Below are 16,496 nucleotides of genomic sequence, written 5' to 3' on the forward strand. Positions count from 1 at the left end.
CCTATGAGCAACCGACGAGCCCGGCTGGGCGCCCCCGCCGCGCTGAGCGCCCTCGCACTCCTCACCTCGGGCTGCGGAGCCCAGGTCGAGGGCGGCACCGAGGCCGCGGCCGAAACGGTCACGGTCCAGCGGTGCGGCGAGAAGGTCGAGTACACCGTCCCGCAGCGCGCGGTGGTCTACGAGGGCGGCAGCGCCGACAAGATGTTCGCGCTCGGTCTGACCGACCACGTGCACGGCTACGTGCTGCCGCCCGCCAACCCGCCGGTGTCGGAGTCGCCCTGGGCGTCGGAGTACGAGCAGGTGGAGTTCCTCAGCGACGACCTGCTCAACCGCGAACTCGTGGTGGACGCCGAGGCCGACTTCGTCGTCGCCGGGTGGCAGTCCGGGTTCAGCGACGAGCGCGGGATCACCCCCGAGATCCTCGACGGACTGGGCATCCAGAGCTTCATGCACGCCGAGTCCTGCTACAACTACCCCGGATTCCCCGAGCGGCACACACCGTTCGAGGGTCTGTACACCGACCTGGAGCGGCTCGGGCAGATCTTCGGGGTGGAGGAGCGGGCCGAAGAGCTCGTGGCGGAGTACCGGGCACGGGTGGCGGCCGTCCAGGAGCAGGCCCCCGAGGGCGACCCCGTTCCGGTCTTCCTCTACGACTCGGGCACCGACCAGCCGTTCACCGCGGCGAGCCAGGTGCCCGCCAACGAGATCATCGAGTTCGCGGGCGGTGAGAACGTCTTCGGCGACCTGGACGAGCGCTGGACCCAGGTGGGCTGGGAGGCCGTCGTGGAGGCGCAGCCGGAGGTGATCGTCATCTTCGACTACGGTGACCAGCCCGCCGAGGACAAGATCGCCTTCCTGGAGGAGTACGAGGCCACCGCCGACCTGCCCGCCGTTCGCGACGACAACTTCTACATCCTCGACTACAACGAGGGCATCTCCAGTCCGCGCAACATCGACGGCCTGGAGGGCTTCGCCGAGTACCTGCGCACACTGGACGCGTAGCGGAAGCACCACGGGCCCCGCGCGGACGCGATCCGCGCGAGGCCCGTTCGTGGCGCGGCGCTCAGCCGGCCCGGTCGAACCTGGCCTGACGGGGCGCCCCGGCCCGCCGCCACTCCATGCGCGCCCAGGGCAGGCGGAGTTCGGCGGTGTCGGTGATGTGCAGCGGCTTGAGGTCCTCCACCGCCACTGCCTCCTTGTGCCGGGCGAAGACCGAGTCGGTGTAGCGGTGGCCGGTGTCGGCGGCGACGAACACCACCGTCCGCGCGGGGTCGTGTTCGCGTTCCCACCGGGCGGCCAGGTAGGCGGCGCCGCTGGAGAGGCCCGCGAACACGGCGTGCCGCCGGAGCAGGTCCACGGTCCCGGACAAGGCGGCCTCGAACCCGGTCCAGTGCACGGTGTCGTAGAGGGCGTGGTCGACGTTGCCGAAGGGGATGGCGCTGCCGATGCCCGCGATGATGATGTCCCGGTCGGGGACGCCGTCGCTGGCGAAGGTGACGCTGCCGAACGGCTGGACGCCCACCATCCGGGTGTCCGGGTCCTCCTCCCGCAGGTAGGTGCCCAGTGCTCCGCTGGACACGCCGGTGCCGACGCCGCACACGAGGGTGAGGGCACCGCCGACCTCGCGGCGGATCGTCTCGGCGACCTCGCGGTAGCCTAAGTAGTGGACGGGGTCGTGGTACTGGCGCATCCAGTGGTAGTCGGGGTGGGCTGCGATGATCTCCCTGACCCGGCGGACGCGGCGGTTCTGGTCGAGCCTGAGGTCGTCGGTGGAGGCCATCTGCTCCAGACGGACCCCGAGGACGTCGAGCTGGGCGCGCAGGGTGGGGTCGACCGTGGTGGAGCCGACGATGTGGCAGCGCAGGCCGTAGCGATGGCAGGCCAGTGCGAGTGCATGGGCGTAGACACCGCTGGAGCTGTCGATCACGGTGTCACCGGGGCGGACGGTCCCGGCCTCGATGAGCTGGCGGACGGCGGCCACGGCGGAGACCACTTTGAGGGTCTCGAACCGCAGGCAGACGAGGCCGCCGCCGAGGTCGATGAGGTCAGGGCGGCCGATGGCGTCGGACGCGTGCTGGTCCACGGGCTTTACTCCTTGGCAGGGGGCGGGCGGGCACGCGGGAGGGATGGACGGCGCGCCCGCCCTGCTGGTGGGGGCGGCCGGTCAGGCGGCGGCCCGGTAGCGGTAGAGCACGGTGGGATCGGCGCTGAACTGGGAGAAGGGGAAGGGTTCGGCGCACACCCCGGCGACCCCGTGGCCGAGCAGGGCGCGGGCGACGGCGCTCGCGCTCTGGGCGTAGACGTACAGCGGGATCCCTCGCCCCTGGCACCGGTCGAGGAGCGGGCCGAAGGTGCCGTTGCCGAGGGTCATGCCGGTGGCCACGACGGCGTCGGCGGTGTCGACCACCTCCTCCATCGAGTCCGTGACCGGGTCGCCCCAGCGGGTGGTGCGCAGGTTCAGGTCGCAGGGCAGGCACACGCCGCCGCGTGCGCGGATGGCGGCGACGAGGGGGTTGACGACCCCGATGAGCGCGATCCTGGCGCCCTCGGTGACGGGGGCCAGTTCGGCGATGGCGGCGTCGCGTGCGGCGGCGCGCCGTTCGGGGGTCCCGGCGGGCAGGGTGACCGGTTCGGCCCGGGGGTCGTCGCGGTGCGGCTCGGTGTGGGCGAGGTAGGCGTCCAGCGCGGCGATGCGCAGGGGCAGCGGTCCGTCTGCCAGCAGGTCGGCCAGGGGCGCACCGGAGGCCTGTGCGCACAGCTCCGGGGTGATCCGTCCGGCCTCGAAGGAGCAGGCGCCGAAGGCCGCCCCGACCCGGACGGCGACGTAGTGGTTGAGGTAGGTGGTGTCCCCTCCGGCCAGCCGGGTGCCGTGGTGGAGCCAGAAGACACTGGTGGCCACGGTGTCCCCGACCCTGTCGAGGGTCTCGCGGAAGAGTTCGTCGACGGTCATCGGCGGGTGTCCTCCCGGAAACGGAAGAGGTAGGTGAGGACCCCGTCGCCCCAGTCGTGCCGGTAGTGGACCTCGCCGAGGAAACCGGATTTCTCGGCGTGGGTGACGATGGCGCGCAGATCGGCGGTGTTGGAGGCGATGAGGTAGACGTCGGCGCCGGGCGCCAGGAGGGCGCGGTCACGCAGTTGGGCGAAGAAGACGGCGGCGATGGGGGCACCGACGCAGACGTTGCGCACCACGTCGGGGTCGGTGCTGGTGGGGTGGCTGACGGCAGGAGGGTTGAAGGTGACGGTGTCGAAGCGGGTGCCGTCGGGCAGGTCGGTGAACATGTCGCTGACCACGGGCACGATCCTGGTCGGGGTGCGGCCTTCCAGGAGCAGGGCGAAGTTGCGGGCGGTCGCCTCGACGCTGGGCGCGTGCACGTCGATCGCGTAGACCTCGGCCGCACCGCGCGCACCTGCGGCGACGGCCTCCACGCCCAGGCCGACGCCCATGGCGGCGTAGCGCTTGCCGCGCACGTCGATGTCGTCGTCCATGAGACGCTGGTGGATCATGCGACTGGTGCCGCCGGGCATGAAGACGCCGGGAGGAACGTGGAAGTCCCAGCCGTTCCAGGTGTAGGAACGGCTGGTGTGCAGGTCGTTCCTGGGCGGGTTGACGGCGAGGATCTGTTCTTCGGGCAGCGGAGGGGGCAACTGGTCTGCGAGGGAGCGCTCCACAGGAGTCCTTCCATGACGTGGAAGACACGGGAACGCCTGCGGGGTCGGCGCTCCCGCATCAGGGGGCGTGCGCTATCGTAGTGAAAACGATAACCGTTGTCACTAGTTGGTGTTACGTACCACACACCCGATTCCCGGAAAGGACGTCGGATGACCGTGTCCCATCCCCAGAAGACCGACGCCGGCCGCGACGCCCCACCGCGCACGCACGTACTGACGGACCCGGCCTTCCTCCGGCTGTGGATCGGGAGCACCGCCTCCGGCCTGGCCACGTGGGCGATGCCGTTCATCCTCGGCCTGGCCGTCCTCGACGGCTCGCTCACCGCCGTCGGACTCGGCGTGCTGCTGGCCACCCGCACCACCGGGTTCCTCGTCTCCCTCCCCCTGGGCGGCCTGCTCGCCGACCGCTTCTCCCGCCGATCGGTGGTGCTGTGGGCCGGGCTCACCGCCGCCCTGGCCACCCCGGTGATGGCTGCGGGTGTGGAGGCGTCGGCCCTTGTGCTCGCGGCGGTCGCCGCGACGGCCGTCGGCGCGGGGCAGGGCGCGTGCCGACCCGCGTTCCAGGCGCTCACCGCCGAGGTGGTCGACGAACCGAGGCGCCAGCGGGCGAACGCGGCACTGACCGTTTCCGTACGGGTGACCACCCTGGTCGCCCCCGCGGTGACGGCCCTGCTGTCCACCACCCTGGATACGAGCGCCCTGCTGCTGGTCACAGCCGCGCTGTGGGCGGTCGCCGCCCTGGCGCCGCCAGGGGAGGCACGGACCCGCCCCGGCTCCGCGGCCCCCGAGCCGTGGTCACCGGTCGCCGACTTCGCCGACGGACTGCGCGAGGCGCGGCGGCACCCCTGGTTCCTGGCGGGACTGGGGGCGCTGACCGCGGTGATCGCCACCGGGTACTCCGCGACGGGTGTCCTGCTGCCCGTGGTCAGCCGCGACACGTTCGGCACCGAGACGGTGCTGGCGGGCGCGATGACCGCCTACACCGCCGGTGCCCTGGCCGGGGCACTGGTCATCGGCCGGTGGCGTCCGTCGGCCCAGGGGTGGACGTCCCTGTGCGGACTGGCGCTGTACGGGTTCGCCCCCCTGAGCCTGCTGGTGCCGGTGAGTCCGTGGACGGTGGTCGCGGCCTACGTCCTGGCGGGGATCGGCATCGAACTGTTCAACGTGCCGTGGTTCACCGCCGCGCAGCGCGAGGTGGCACCGGACAAGCTCGCCCGGGTCTCCTCGCTCGACTTCCTGTTCTCCTACGGGCTGGCCCCGGTCGGCCTGGCCCTGATCGCCCCGGCCGCCCAGGCGGTGGGCACCGACACGGTGCTCGCCGTGTGCGCGGCCCTGTGCTTCCTCGCCCCGGCCGCCGCCGCCCTGGCACCCGGGGCGAAGCGCTTCAGCGCCCGCACCGCCTGACCGTGACCGCTCCGGTGCTGGGTCAGGAGTCGTTGAGCATGCCCAGCAGGTCGCGGCGTCCACGCGCCACCCGGGAGCGGACCGTGCCCACCGGGACGCCGAGGGTCCGGGCTGCCTCGGCGTAGGGCACGCCCTCGATCTGTGTGAGGACGAACGCCCTGCGGCGGCTCTCGGGCAGCGCCTTCAGCAGGTCGAGCAGGGCCAGGTACTCGTCGAAGCGTCCGGTCACCGTGCCGGAGCCGATCCGCGACCAGTCGTCCACCGGTTCGTGGCGCGGGGCGCGGGCGTGGGAGCGGTAGCGGTCGGCGACGGTGTGCCGTGCCACGGACAGCAGCCAGGAGCGGACCGGGGCCCGGCCCTCGTAGCGCGCCAGACCGCGCATGGCCCGGGAGAAGGTCTCCTGGGTCAGGTCGTCGACCCAAGAGGGGTCCACACGGCGGGCGATGAACCGGGCGACGTGGTCGCGGGTCCTGGTGAAGAGGGCGTTCATCTCCTCCTCGCCACCCTCCTTGGCGCGCAGCGCCAGGCGGAGGTCCTCGTGGTCGCGGTGCGCCTCGGCGGAGGGGGACACTGCCGCAGGGGTGGGCGGCGGGGAGGGACACGTCTCGATGAGCGCGGTCACAGGTGCTCCTTCGGTCACCGCGCGGACCCGCCGGGCGGCGCGAGGGCCAACCGGGGGACACTTGTGCGCGGGCGATGACAGGGTCCGTGTACGCGCCGACGGGAAACCGTCGGCGGTAGCCGCGTACGGCCTGGGCACCGGGAGTGCCCCGCGTCGGGGACACGGGATCACGGCACGGCGGACCCCGGGGAGGGCACGGGTGGAGAACCCGTGCTGCGGATCACGCGGGGCGTCCGTCGAGGACGGTGGCGGGTACTCAGGCGGTACACGGCACCGGAGGCGGGCCGCGCAGGATCCTGGTGTGCCGGAGGTAGGGCAGGAGGGGGCGGACACGCCCCTCGTCGAACCAGGATCCCCGGCATAGGGCGGGCTCGGGGAGGATCCGCACCGGCCCGAGGACGAGCAGGAGCGGGAGGACGGTGAGCGCCATGAAGCGCAGGAAGGCGAAGAGGGCGTTCTCGCCGCGGTGCAGCCACCATGCGCTCAGCAGCGCGGACACCACGTGCATGGTGATCATCTGCCAGCCGGACAGGTCCGCGCTGGAGGAGGCCGTGAGGACGGCCGAGTAGGCGTCCGCGCCCCCGTGTCCGGCGTGTCCGCCCGCAAGCTGGGTGTAGCTGAAGGACAGGTGCAGGGCGAACTGGCCCCAGAGCATCCACCCGGCCAGGGCCAGCGGGCCGTGGCGGCGCCCGGCCGCGGCCCACGCCACGGCCGCGACCACGGCCAGTCCGAGCAGGAGGCCGCTGAGGGGGACGTCGTGTCCGGAGCTCAGGGCGTGCCCGTGCGCGGACAGGCTGGCGCACACCAGGGCGAACACCCCGGCGCGCAGCGGACGGCACGTCTGTTTCCCGGACATCTCCCCTATGGTCTCACCCACTCAAGGGTCGGCTTCTCCAGGGCTGCCCCGAGGCGAGGCACCCCCGACGGCGCCGCACACCGGGACGCTCTGGCCTGAATCTTGCACACGTTGTCCTTCAAGCCGCTGGCCAGGCCGGGGGCCGCACCCGAGCCTGGAGGACGGGGGCCCTCACCTCGACGCGCCAACCCGAGGCATCGATAAAAGAGTTCACACATGTACCTGGTTCACCTGACCTTCCTCTCCCCTCAACGCAAACACTTCCCCTGCAACATCAGGGAAATGATCAAATCCGCGTCCGAACCCGGGGACGGACTGGAACACATCAGCGTGCACCAAAGGACGGGCGCGGACCCCGTCATCGGACTCTTCCTGCGCTCCCACAGCCTCGACGACACCGAGCGCACCGCCTCCCGCCTCTGGCACAGGACCGTCAAAAACCACTCTGAGCTGGGAGAATATCAGCTTTTCAGGTGCGAGGTACCCCTCATCGACGACCCCTTTCCCTAACGGTCGACGCCGCACCCCAGACGCCGCAGGCGTGGACGAAAGGGGACATGGACCGTTTAGGACATCATCGAATCCTTCACTTCGACCAGAACTCGTGCTCATAATGAACACGTCGCAAAGGACACCGAAGAAACGAAGGACAGCACGATGCCCCCGAGAAAAACGAATTTCTCCGAAACGGTCACAGCCATTCCCTCTCCGGCCTTCGTTTCCCTTTTCGGGGGCCTGTGGAGAGACGACTCGGCCGGCGACTCCGGCTGGCAGTGAACACGCCGCCCCGCACGAACCGAAGGAAGGACAGCGGTGCACACCACGGAGCCCGGACCCGACTACGCCGGACTGGCTGAGCGGTTCACCACCCCGCTCTTCGTCTACGAAGCCGACGCGTTCGAACGGTCCTACACCCAGCTCAGACAGGCGCTCCCCCACGGCGTCGACATCATGTACTCGCTCAAGGCCAACCCGAACATCAGTGTCTGCGCGCTGCTCGGCTCCCTCGGGGCAGGCGCCGAGGTCAGCTCACACGCCGAACTCGTCACCGCCCTGCGCGCCGGGGTCGCACCCCAGGACATCATCTTCCTCGGCCCCGGCAAGTCCGACGCGGAGCTGCGGGCGTGCGTCGAGGCCGGGATCGCGGCACTGGTCTGCGAATCGCTGGAGGAGGCCGAGCGGCTCGACGCGCTCGTGGCCCGGCGCGGCTCGGAGCCCTTCCCTGTGATGCTGCGGGTGAACCCGTCCTTCACCGCCAAGGGGCAGGGGCTGGCCATGGGCGGCAAGCCCCGCCAGTTCGGCATCGACGAGCGTGCCGTCCGCGACGCCAAGCACCGCCTCGCCGACCTCACCGGTGTCCGTGTCACCGGGATCCACGCCTACATGGGCACGCGCTTCCTGGACCACGCCAGTGTCGCGGCCAACACCGGGCGCATCCTCGCCCTGGCCGAGTCGCTCGCCGCCGACCTGGGCATCGGCCTGGAGACCGTCGACTTCGGGGGCGGCCTCGGGGTGGCCTACTTCGCGGGCGAGAGCGACCCGGACATGGACCTGCTGCGCCGGGACATGGACGAGGTCATCGCCGACTTCCGCCAGCGCAACCCCCGCTGTCGGCTGATGATGGAGTCCGGGCGCTTCCTGACCGCCCGGGCCGGCACCTACGTGGTGCGCGTCCGGGAGGTCAAGGAGTCGATGGGCGAACTCTTCGCCGTGGCCGACGGCGGCACCAACCACCACATGGCGGCCGTGGGCATCGGCAGCTTCGTCAAACGCGACTTCCCGGTACGCCACCTCGGCGCGCCGGACGCGCCGCCCACCCACCGGTACTCCATCACCGGGCCGCTGTGCACACCCAACGACCTCATCGTGAAGAAGGCCCCACTGCCCGAGGTCCGCCCCGGGGACCTGATCGGCATCGACCGGTCGGGGGCCTACGGACCGACCGCCTCGCCCGGCCTGTTCCTCAGCCACGGTTACCCGGCGGAGGTCCTCGTCCACCGCGGCGGCGCCGACCTGGTCAGGGTCCCGGACACGACCGAGGACCTGCTGGGCCGGCAGCGGCTGGTCCGGACCCGATGACACCCGCCGTCCGCGTGGGCGTGGACGTCCTCGACCGCCGCGAACTCGACCGCCTCCTGCTCCGCCCCTGGTTCCTGCGCTTCGGCTACGCACCGCAGGAGAGGGCGGAGGCCGAGGCACTGGGACCGCGGCGGCGGGCGGAGTTCCTCACCGGGCGCTTCGCCGCCAAGGAGGCCGTCCTCAAGGCGCTGGGCCGGGGGATGCTCCAGGGCATCGCCCTGAGCGACATCCGGGTGGCCCGGACCGGGAGGGGCGCTCCGCACGTGGTCTTCCTCGGTGCCGCCGCCCGGCTGGGGCTCCCCCCCGTGAGCCTGTCCATCTCGCACAAGAACGACGTCGTGGTCGCCGTGGCGCTGTGCACCGGCCACGCCGACACCGGAAGGGAAAGAGGAGCACATGCCGACCGCAACCGTTGAACCGACCGCGTCCACCGCCGCACCGCCGGCGGAACCGGCCGGACCCGTGACCGCGTTCCTGCGGGTGCGCATCAGTGAGGCCGAGGCCTACTACGGAGGAGGCGTCGTGGAGGGCGCCCGAGTCCTGCGCCTGTTCGGCGACCTGGTCACCGAGATCACCGTGCGCGAGGACGGCGACGAGGGCCTGCTCTCGGGCTACACCGACGTGCGCTTCACCGCGCCCGTCGTCGCCGGCGACTACCTGGAGGTCCGCGGGAAGCTGGTGCGCCGAACCCGCCTGCGCAGGGTCGTGGAGCTGAGCGCCGTCAAGGTGATCAGCGCCGATCCCGAGGTGCGGCCCAGCGCGGCCCGGCTCCTGGACGAGCCGCAGCCGGTGTGCACGGCCACGGCGACGACCGTGGTGCCCCGTTCGGCCCTGGACCGCGAGGAGACCCGATGAGCACCGACGCGAGACTCCTGCACGAGATGCTCGACGAGGCCGCCCGGCGGGACCCGGACACCCCGGCTCTGGGGTTCGGCGACCGGAGGACGAGCCTGGGGGCCCTGGCCACCGACAGCGCCCGGATCGCGCTCCACCTGCGGGCGCGGGGCCTGCGGCGCGGCGACCGCGTGGCCGTGCGCACGGACGACCCGCTGGCGGCGGTCACCGCGCTCTTCGCGGTCTCCCGGGCCGGTGCGGTGTTCAGCCTGCTGCACGAGAGCGTGCGGGAGGGGGCCTTCACCCACGTGCTCGGCGACGCCGAGCCCGCGGCCGTGGTCTGCGACACCGACGGGGCCAGAGCGGAGGCCACCGCCACCGGCGCCGACTTCCTCACCACCGGCGAGCTGCTCGCCCTGGCCGAGGCACCGGCCCCAGCAGACGCGGACGGCCCTCCCCCAGTCCTGGAGGTCGACCCGGTCTGCATGATCTACACCTCGGGTACCACGTCGCGGCCCAAGGCCGTGGTGAGCACCCATCAGCAGGTGCTGTTCGCGGCCCGGGCGATCCAGCGGCGCCTGGCCTACCGGCCCGACGACACCGTCTACTGTCCCCTGCCGGTCTCCTTCGACTACGGCCTCTACCAGGTGTACCTGTCGCTGCTCTCCGGGGCCCGGCTGCGCTTCGGCACCGCCGCCGAGTCCGGTCCCCCCCTGCTGCGCACCCTCGTCGAGAGCGGGGCGACCGTCCTGGCGGGCGTTCCGGCCGTCTCGGACCGCCTGGCCTGGCTGGCGTCCCGCGGCAAGCGGCTCCCCACCGGGCTGCGCCTGCTCACCAACACCGGCGCGGCGCTGTCGGAGAAGACCGTCTCCTCGCTGCGCGCGTCCCTGCCCGGGCTGCGAGTGCAGGTGATGTACGGCCTGACCGAGTGCAAGCGTGCGGCCATCATGCCGCCCGACGGGGACCTGGAGCGCCCCGGATCGTGCGGACTGCCGCTGGAGGGGACCGAGATCTTCGTGATCGGCCCCGACGGCGCGCGCCTGCCCGCCGGGGAGACCGGCCAGATCGTGGTCCGGGGCCCCAACGTCATGGCGGGGTACTGGCGGCGCGAGGAACTGACCGCCGAGCGCTTCCACCGCCGCGACGGGCTCTTCCCCGAGCTGCGCACCGGCGACTACGGGTGGGTGGACGAGGACGGCTACCTGTACTTCGACGGCCGCAGGGACGACATCTACAAGGAGCGCGGCTTCCGGGTCAGCGCCACCGAGGTGGAGGCCGCGGCGCACCGGGTCGCAGGGGTGGCCTCCGCGATCGTCCTGCCCCCCGCCGAGGGGCGGCCCGCCCAACTGGCCGTCATCTCCAGCATCTCCAAGGAGGAGGTCCTGGAGGGGATGCGCCACGAGATCGAGGAGTTCAAGGTTCCCCGGGTCTGCGTCCGCTTCGACGACCTGCCCACCAACAGCAACGGCAAGGTCGACCGGGCCCGGCTCGCCGACCTGATCTCGGCTTCGGGGCGCACCTGAGCGCTCCGGCACACACCGCACACCGCACACCGCACCGATCCGACAACGCTAGGAGAAGCCCATGCAGCGCAACGACGTCGTCACCGCCCTCGAAGCCGCCCTGTCCGAGGCACTGGAGCGCGAGGTGACCGGACTGGAGGGCCGTGTCCGCCTCTTCGAGGACCTGCACCTGGACTCCACCTCGATGCTGGAGGTCCTCATGGCCCTGGAGGAGTCCATCGGCCTGGAGGTCGAGCCCGAGGACCTGGAGATCGAGGCGTTCGAGTCCGTCGACACCCTCACCGACTTCGTCCTGTCCGCGCAGCCGACCGCGGTCTGAACCCCCTTCCCCGCTTGAGAGGCCACCATGCTCATCCGTTCCTTCGCCGAGATCGAGGACACCGAACGCCACGTCAAGGGCGCCAAGGGCACCTGGGAGAGCAAGCGAATCGTGCTCGCCCGCGAGGGCGTCGGGTTCTCCCTGCACGAGACCACCGTCTACGCGGGCACGGAGACGTCCCTGTGGTACGCGAACCACTACGAGGCCGTGCTGTGCGTGGAGGGGGAGATGGAGCTCACCGACGACGAGACCGGTGAGAAGCACTGGATCACCCCCGGCGTCATGTACCTGCTCGACGGACACGAGCACCACACGCTGCGCCCCACCAAGGACTCCCGGTTCATCTGCGTGTTCAACCCGCCGGTCACCGGCCGGGAGGACCACGACGAGAACGGGGCCTACCCCCTGCTGACCGAGCCCGTCGGCTCCTGACCCCGCCGACGCCCCCCACAGCCCGCCCGAACAGAACCTGGGAGCTTGTCATGACCGTCACGTTGGACGCACCCGAATCCGCCGCGCGCGCCAGGGTCGTCTTCCGCCGTCCCGTCCCGGCCGACGCCCGCGCCGTCCGGAACCTGGTCCGGGAGTCCGACCAGCTCGACGACAACAGCGAGTACTACTACATGATCTGGTTCCGCGACTTCGCGGCGACCTCCGTGGTGGCCGAGCTCGACGGCGAGGTCATCGGTTTCCTCACCGGCTACCGCCGACCGGACGCACCGGAGACCTACTTCGTCTGGCAGGAGGCGGTCCGTCCCCGGCACGGCATCCCCTTCCTGGGGGTGAAGCTCTTCGACCACGCCGTGGGCGAGCAGCTCCTCAACGGCGCCCGGTACGTGGAGGCCACCGTGTCGGAGGAGAACACGCCGATCGTGATGGTGCTCAAGCGCTTCGCCAAGCGCTGGAGCGCGCCGGTGCACAAGAGCGTGCTCTTCTCCAGCGCGGACTTCGGCGGGGGCCACCACGAGGAGACCCTCTACCGGATCGGTCCGGTCCTTCCCTGAGCGGAGACCGGGTGAACACGGCGCCGGGGCGGTGGCGGACCACCGTCCCGGCGCCGGCGTGCGCAAAGCCGTGTCAGGCGGCGGGCGCCGTCCCGCGGAATGTGCGGCGGTAGGCGCTGGGGGACACCCCGAGTTCGACGTGCATGTGCTGGCGCAGGGACGCGGACGTACCGAACCCGGCCTGGGCCGCGATCCGGTCTACGGGCAGGTCGGACTCCTCCAGGAGCTGGCGGGCCCGGTCCAGGCGCTGCTGGGTGATCCACTTGCCCGGCGACTGCCCCACCTCCTCTCGGAAGCGGCGTGTGAAGGTGCGCACGCTCATCGACTCCCGCTCGGCCATCTCCTTCAGGCCTGGCTGAAGGTGGAGGTGGTCCAGGGCCCAGGCGCGGGCGCGGGCGGTCGCCGAGCGTTCCGGTTCCGGTACGGGATGCCGGATGTACTGGGCCTGACCGCCGTCCCGGTGGGGCGGAACGACCGTGTTGCGCGCCACCTCGTTGGCGACGGCCGCGCCGTGGTCGGTGCGGATCATGTGCAGGCTCAGGTCGATCCCGGAGGCGACCCCCGCGGCGGTGAGCACCCGACCGTTGTCGGTGTAGAGCACGTCGGGGTCCAGGTGGATGCGCGGGTACATGGCGCGGAAGAACCCGGCGGACATCCAGTGGGTGGTCACCCGGCAGCCGTCGAGCACCCCGGCGGCGGCGAGCACGAACGCCCCGGTGCAGATGGAGGCCAGTCGAGCAGTGGGCCGCACGCGGGCGAGGGCCGCGGCGAGTTCCGGGGCGAGGGGGTCGTGGGGGCGCTGCCCGTAGTCCTCGTCGGCGGCGGGGACGATCACCGTGTCGGCCCCGTCGATCGCCTCGGGGCCGTGGGCGACGTTCATGGTGAAGTCGGTGTCGGTCCTGACCTCACCGGGTTCCAGGCCGCAGGTGAGGACCTCGTAGAGGGGCCGGTCGGCGACGTCGCGTGCCCGCCCGAACAGCCGGTGGACGATGCCGACCTCGATGGGCAGCAGGCCGTGGCGGGCGAGGACGACCACGCGGTGGAGCCGGTCGGGGGCACAGGAAGGGAACATGGCCCGATTCTTTCACATCCTGTCCTTCCGGACACTGTCAGTGGTGCGGGCTCCCCGAGGATTCTGGTCCCATGACACGCGAGACCGCCTCACAGCACAGGCCGACACCCGTACTGTTCCACCGGGCGTGGGCGATCGCCCTGATCGCCTGCCTGACCATCGTGGCCGCGGCGGCCTTCGCCGCGATGCCCGGGATCCTGATCGACCCCCTGCACACCGAGTACCAGTGGTCGCGCGGCTCCATCAGCGTCGCCGCGTCGGTCAACATGATCCTCTACGGCGTCATCGCCCCGTTCGCCGCCGCCCTGATGGACCGGTTCGGCATCCGCCGGATCGCCCTGGTGGCCCTGTCCACCATCGTGGCCGGCGCCCTGCTGACCACGGTGATGACCGAGGTGTGGCAACTGACCCTGTACTGGGGCGTGCTCATCGGCGCGGGCACCGGGTCGCTGTCCATGACCTTCGCCGCGACCATCGCCGGCCACTGGTTCGTGAAGCGCCGGGGGCTGGTGATCGGGGCCCTGACCGGGTCCAGTGCCTTCGGCCAACTGGTCTTCCTGCCCGCCCTGGCCTGGATCGTCGACCACCAGGGGTGGCGTCCGGCCCTGGTCACCCTGTCCCTGACCGCGGGCACGATGATCGTCCTCATCGCCCTGGTCCTGCGCGACCACCCCGCCGACGTGGGACAGCGCCCCTACGGTGCGACGTCCTTCGTGGCCAAGCCGAGGACGGACGAGGGCGCGGCCCGGCGGACGGTCGGGGTGCTGTACCGCTCCGTGCGCAGCCGCGGGTTCTGGCTGCTGGCGGGGGCGTTCGCCGTGTGCGGCGCGACCACCAACGGGATCATGTGGACCCACTTCGTTCCCGCCGCCCAGGACGAGGGGATGGCCGTCACCGCGGCCGCCTCCCTGGTGTCGATGATCGGCGTGTTCGCCCTGGTGGGGACGGTGCTGTCGGGGTGGCTCACCGACAGGTTCGATCCGCGCCTGCTGCTGGTGGGCTACTACGCGGGCCGGGGCCTGCTGCTGGCCGGCCTGCCCGCGCTGCTGGGCCCGGACGCCGGGGCGGCCATCGTCTCCTGGGTCGTGGTGTTCGGCCTGCTCGACGTCGCGACGGTGCCCCCGACCATCCTGCTGTGCCGCCGGGTCTTCGGCGCGGACGGCGCGATCGTGTTCGGCTGGGTCAACGCGGTCCACCAGGTGGGAGCGGGGGCCATGGCGGCCTTCGGCGGCTTCACCCGCGACGCGACCGGCGACTACGGGCCGGTGTGGCTGCTGGCCGCCGCGCTGTGCGGGGTCGCCGCGGTGGCCGCGTTCCGGGTCGGCCGCACGGAGGAGGAGTCCGGCGACGGTCCCGAGTCGCGGACCGACGCCCCCTCCGAGTCGGCGGGGGCGTGAGCACCATGGCCGAGAGCACCATCGCGAGCACCACCAGACGCGGCCCGCGCAGGGCGCCCTCCCTGTCGTTCGCCCTCGTGCTGCTGTTCATGGCGACGGCCGTGGCCTACGTCGGCTTCTCCGGACTCGACCAGAACCTGAGGGCGGCGCGCGGCGAGGGCGCCCCCGGGACGTTCACCGCGGTGAGCCTGTCCTGTGTCCAGCACCCGGGGCACGAGTCATGTACCTGCAACGGCCGTTTCGCCCCCGGCGACGGCGGGGAGACGCGCGGGGTGTACCTGCACGCCGCCGGACGGGACACCTGTGTGGAGGGGGAGTCGATCGCGGCCGTGGACGTGGGCGCGGACAACCGCGTCTACGGCCCGGACGGGTCCCGGGAATGGATTCTGTCCCTGCTCCTCCTCGCGGCCCCGCTGGCCGTCGCCGGTGTCCACGGGCTGTTGTGGGCGCGCCACCTGCGCCACCGTGCGACGCGTTTGGAGTAAGGGCCGCGGATTCATCGTCCATCCATTCTCCCGAAATGCGGACCATGACCTCCAATGGAGCGGAAAACCGCAGGTGAAGAGCCCCGACTCCACCCAGAAACACCGTTGAACAGGGATTTCACCGATCAGAACTCCGGGGCCTCGGCAGATTGGCATCCACGTGATATAAATATATGGCCCCAAAAAGAAGAAAGAGAACCTTATCCCACCCTGGGGGGAGAGGGGCATGGATGACCTGGGCATCGATCCTGTCGCCGCATCCGTCTACCGGCGCATGCTGTTCCACCCGGAGGAGGGTGTTCCCGAACTGGCCGCCGCCCTGAACCTTTCCGAGAGAAAGGTCAGAGAGGGCCTGGACGTTCTCAGTGAACTGGCGATGGTGCGCTCCTCCACCAGTTCCGGCGGACTTCTGCACGCGATCGACCCCCATTTGGGCACACAGATCCTCCTCGCCCACCAGCAGGCGGACCTGGCCCGGCAACAGCAGAGGCTGGAGGAGAGCCGGGCCGCGGCGGCACAGTTGATCGGTGACTTCAGCGAGAACTTCGGCGCCGCCCCCGAGAGCGAGGAACTGTCCGTGATCCGGGGGCTGGACCGGATCCGGGACACCCTCCACCTGCTCAACGAACAGGTGCGGGAGGAGTTCTGGGCCTTCGCCCCCGGCGGTTCCCAGACACCGGAGAACATGAGGTCCTCACAGCCGCTCAACCACAGGCTCCTGGACCGGGGCGTGCGGATGCGGACCGTGTACCTGGACAGCCTCACCAACGACCCGGACAGCGTCACACACGCCAGGAACCTGGTGGACCTGGGCGCCCGGGTCCGCACGGTGCCGTCACTGCCGACCCGCATGGTCATCTGCGACCGGGCGGTCGCGATGGTCGCGATCGACGACGAGGACACGGCCAAGGGCGCGGCGGTGATCAGGGCACCCGGCGTGGTGGCCGCGCTGTGCACCCTGTTCGAGGAGGTGTGGCGCGGCGCCCGGGAGCTGGCCGCCACACCGAGCAAGGACCCCGGTGAGGAGATGACCCCGCAGCAGGGCGAGGCCCTCAGACTGCTCGCCCAGGGCCACACCGACGAGGTGATCGCCCGGCGGCTGGGCGTCTCCCAGCGCACGGCCCGGCGCTTCGCGTCGGAGATCATGGTACGCCTGTCCGCGAGGAGCCGGTTCCAGGCGGGCGTCAACGCCGTACGCCGGGACTACCTGCCCGCCGAGTAGCGCGGCGGCA

The 16,496-nt window shown here is 71.4% G+C and carries 19 protein-coding genes; 13 read left to right on the forward strand and 6 right to left on the reverse strand.

Features of this window, described 5'->3' with window-relative positions; translation table 11 throughout:
• Positions 1 to 3: 3 nt before the first annotated feature.
• Positions 4 to 1,002, forward strand: a complete 999-nt coding sequence (locus tag B042_RS0100495; RefSeq protein WP_028646561.1) for an ABC transporter substrate-binding protein — start codon at positions 4 to 6, stop codon at positions 1,000 to 1,002.
• Positions 1,003 to 1,063: 61 nt separating this feature from the next.
• On the opposite strand, the gene B042_RS0100500 is transcribed toward B042_RS0100495, so the two are convergent.
• The 3 genes from B042_RS0100500 to B042_RS0100515 form a co-directional block, all read right to left on the reverse strand.
• Positions 1,064 to 2,083 (reverse strand): pyridoxal-phosphate dependent enzyme, encoded by a 1,020-nt coding sequence (locus B042_RS0100500; RefSeq protein WP_028646562.1) that lies wholly within the window; start codon positions 2,081 to 2,083, stop codon positions 1,064 to 1,066.
• 81 nt (positions 2,084 to 2,164) lie between these two features.
• Positions 2,165 to 2,950, reverse strand: coding sequence for a Rossmann-like domain-containing protein (locus B042_RS0100510; protein ID WP_028646563.1), 786 nt, complete (start codon positions 2,948 to 2,950; stop codon positions 2,165 to 2,167).
• Complete coding sequence (locus B042_RS0100515) at positions 2,947 to 3,669, reverse strand: methyltransferase (RefSeq protein ID WP_028646564.1); 723 nt, start codon at positions 3,667 to 3,669, stop codon at positions 2,947 to 2,949. The genes B042_RS0100510 and B042_RS0100515 overlap by 4 nt, the downstream gene beginning before the upstream one ends.
• A 156-nt stretch (positions 3,670 to 3,825) precedes the next feature.
• On the opposite strand from B042_RS0100515, the gene B042_RS0100520 reads away from it, so the two are divergent.
• Positions 3,826 to 5,073, forward strand: a complete 1,248-nt coding sequence (locus B042_RS0100520) for an MFS transporter (protein WP_028646565.1) — start codon at positions 3,826 to 3,828, stop codon at positions 5,071 to 5,073.
• Positions 5,074 to 5,095: 22 nt separating this feature from the next.
• Here B042_RS0100520 and B042_RS0100525 read toward each other — a convergent pair whose 3' ends face one another.
• Together B042_RS0100525 and B042_RS0100530 are read right to left on the reverse strand one after the other, a co-directional pair.
• Positions 5,096 to 5,695 (reverse strand): RNA polymerase sigma factor, encoded by a 600-nt coding sequence (locus B042_RS0100525; protein WP_369797651.1) that lies wholly within the window; start codon positions 5,693 to 5,695, stop codon positions 5,096 to 5,098.
• Between the two features lie 256 nt (positions 5,696 to 5,951).
• On the reverse strand, positions 5,952 to 6,551 hold the full coding sequence (locus B042_RS0100530) for a hypothetical protein (protein WP_028646567.1): 600 nt from the start codon (positions 6,549 to 6,551) through the stop codon (positions 5,952 to 5,954).
• Between the two features lie 282 nt (positions 6,552 to 6,833).
• Here B042_RS0100530 and B042_RS0100535 point away from each other — a divergent pair, with 282 nt between their 5' ends.
• The 8 genes from B042_RS0100535 (at position 6,834) to ectA (ending at position 12,310) form a co-directional block, all read left to right on the forward strand.
• On the forward strand, positions 6,834 to 7,061 hold the full coding sequence (locus B042_RS0100535; RefSeq protein ID WP_155988809.1) for a hypothetical protein: 228 nt from the start codon (positions 6,834 to 6,836) through the stop codon (positions 7,059 to 7,061).
• A gap of 303 nt (positions 7,062 to 7,364) precedes the next feature.
• Positions 7,365 to 8,630, forward strand: coding sequence for a type III PLP-dependent enzyme (locus B042_RS0100540; RefSeq protein WP_028646569.1), 1,266 nt, complete (start codon positions 7,365 to 7,367; stop codon positions 8,628 to 8,630).
• A complete protein-coding gene (locus B042_RS21520; protein ID WP_051415363.1) occupies positions 8,627 to 9,046 on the forward strand; it encodes a holo-ACP synthase in 420 nt (139 codons plus the stop codon). The genes B042_RS0100540 and B042_RS21520 overlap by 4 nt, the downstream gene beginning before the upstream one ends.
• A complete protein-coding gene (locus B042_RS21525) occupies positions 9,027 to 9,485 on the forward strand; it encodes a 3-aminobutyryl-CoA ammonia lyase (RefSeq protein WP_081748525.1) in 459 nt (152 codons plus the stop codon). The genes B042_RS21520 and B042_RS21525 overlap by 20 nt, the downstream gene beginning before the upstream one ends.
• Entirely contained in the window at positions 9,482 to 10,987 is a 1,506-nt protein-coding gene (locus B042_RS0100555) for a class I adenylate-forming enzyme family protein (protein ID WP_028646570.1), read from the forward strand. Before B042_RS21525 ends, B042_RS0100555 begins: the two co-directional genes overlap by 4 nt.
• A 61-nt stretch (positions 10,988 to 11,048) precedes the next feature.
• Positions 11,049 to 11,306 (forward strand): phosphopantetheine-binding protein, encoded by a 258-nt coding sequence (locus B042_RS0100560; protein WP_028646571.1) that lies wholly within the window; start codon positions 11,049 to 11,051, stop codon positions 11,304 to 11,306.
• 27 nt (positions 11,307 to 11,333) lie between these two features.
• The gene (locus B042_RS0100565) at positions 11,334 to 11,738 is read left to right on the forward strand and encodes an ectoine synthase (RefSeq protein WP_028646572.1); all 405 of its coding nucleotides are present in this window, start codon (positions 11,334 to 11,336) and stop codon (positions 11,736 to 11,738) included.
• Positions 11,739 to 11,788: 50 nt separating this feature from the next.
• A complete protein-coding gene (gene ectA, locus B042_RS0100570; protein ID WP_028646573.1) occupies positions 11,789 to 12,310 on the forward strand; it encodes a diaminobutyrate acetyltransferase in 522 nt (173 codons plus the stop codon).
• Positions 12,311 to 12,383: 73 nt separating this feature from the next.
• Here ectA and B042_RS0100575 read toward each other — a convergent pair whose 3' ends face one another.
• The gene (locus B042_RS0100575) at positions 12,384 to 13,382 is read right to left on the reverse strand and encodes a GlxA family transcriptional regulator (protein WP_028646574.1); all 999 of its coding nucleotides are present in this window, start codon (positions 13,380 to 13,382) and stop codon (positions 12,384 to 12,386) included.
• Between the two features lie 71 nt (positions 13,383 to 13,453).
• Here B042_RS0100575 and B042_RS21530 point away from each other — a divergent pair, with 71 nt between their 5' ends.
• The 3 genes from B042_RS21530 (at position 13,454) to B042_RS0100590 (ending at position 16,486) form a co-directional block, all read left to right on the forward strand.
• Positions 13,454 to 14,779: an MFS transporter gene (locus B042_RS21530; protein WP_036553507.1), complete on the forward strand. Its 1,326-nt coding sequence runs from the start codon at positions 13,454 to 13,456 to the stop codon at positions 14,777 to 14,779.
• A 5-nt stretch (positions 14,780 to 14,784) separates the two neighbouring features.
• Entirely contained in the window at positions 14,785 to 15,264 is a 480-nt protein-coding gene (locus B042_RS0100585; protein ID WP_036553572.1) for a hypothetical protein, read from the forward strand.
• A 226-nt stretch (positions 15,265 to 15,490) separates the two neighbouring features.
• Positions 15,491 to 16,486, forward strand: a complete 996-nt coding sequence (locus tag B042_RS0100590) for a helix-turn-helix transcriptional regulator (RefSeq protein WP_028646576.1) — start codon at positions 15,491 to 15,493, stop codon at positions 16,484 to 16,486.
• Positions 16,487 to 16,496 lie beyond the last annotated feature (10 nt).

The sequence above is a fragment of the Nocardiopsis sp. CNT312 genome, assembly GCF_000515115.1.
In the GTDB taxonomy this organism is placed as follows: Bacteria; Actinomycetota; Actinomycetes; order Streptosporangiales; family Streptosporangiaceae; genus Nocardiopsis.

What these genes read in the sequence shown, in the direction of transcription:
- B042_RS0100495 (WP_028646561.1), top strand. Translation starts at nt 4, where the DNA reads ATGAGCAACCGACGAGCCCGGCTGGGCGCCCCCGCCGCGCTGAGCGCC.
- B042_RS0100510 (WP_028646563.1), bottom strand. Translation starts at nt 2,950, where the DNA reads ATGACCGTCGACGAACTCTTCCGCGAGACCCTCGACAGGGTCGGGGAC.
- B042_RS0100530 (WP_028646567.1), bottom strand. Translation starts at nt 6,551, where the DNA reads ATGTCCGGGAAACAGACGTGCCGTCCGCTGCGCGCCGGGGTGTTCGCC.
- B042_RS0100535 (WP_155988809.1), top strand. Translation starts at nt 6,834, where the DNA reads ATGATCAAATCCGCGTCCGAACCCGGGGACGGACTGGAACACATCAGC.
- B042_RS21520 (WP_051415363.1), top strand. Translation starts at nt 8,627, where the DNA reads ATGACACCCGCCGTCCGCGTGGGCGTGGACGTCCTCGACCGCCGCGAA.
- B042_RS21525 (WP_081748525.1), top strand. Translation starts at nt 9,027, where the DNA reads ATGCCGACCGCAACCGTTGAACCGACCGCGTCCACCGCCGCACCGCCG.
- B042_RS0100555 (WP_028646570.1), top strand. Translation starts at nt 9,482, where the DNA reads ATGAGCACCGACGCGAGACTCCTGCACGAGATGCTCGACGAGGCCGCC.
- B042_RS0100560 (WP_028646571.1), top strand. Translation starts at nt 11,049, where the DNA reads ATGCAGCGCAACGACGTCGTCACCGCCCTCGAAGCCGCCCTGTCCGAG.
- B042_RS0100565 (WP_028646572.1), top strand. Translation starts at nt 11,334, where the DNA reads ATGCTCATCCGTTCCTTCGCCGAGATCGAGGACACCGAACGCCACGTC.
- ectA (WP_028646573.1), top strand. Translation starts at nt 11,789, where the DNA reads ATGACCGTCACGTTGGACGCACCCGAATCCGCCGCGCGCGCCAGGGTC.
- B042_RS0100575 (WP_028646574.1), bottom strand. Translation starts at nt 13,382, where the DNA reads ATGTTCCCTTCCTGTGCCCCCGACCGGCTCCACCGCGTGGTCGTCCTC.
- B042_RS21530 (WP_036553507.1), top strand. Translation starts at nt 13,454, where the DNA reads ATGACACGCGAGACCGCCTCACAGCACAGGCCGACACCCGTACTGTTC.
- B042_RS0100585 (WP_036553572.1), top strand. Translation starts at nt 14,785, where the DNA reads ATGGCCGAGAGCACCATCGCGAGCACCACCAGACGCGGCCCGCGCAGG.
- B042_RS0100590 (WP_028646576.1), top strand. Translation starts at nt 15,491, where the DNA reads ATGGATGACCTGGGCATCGATCCTGTCGCCGCATCCGTCTACCGGCGC.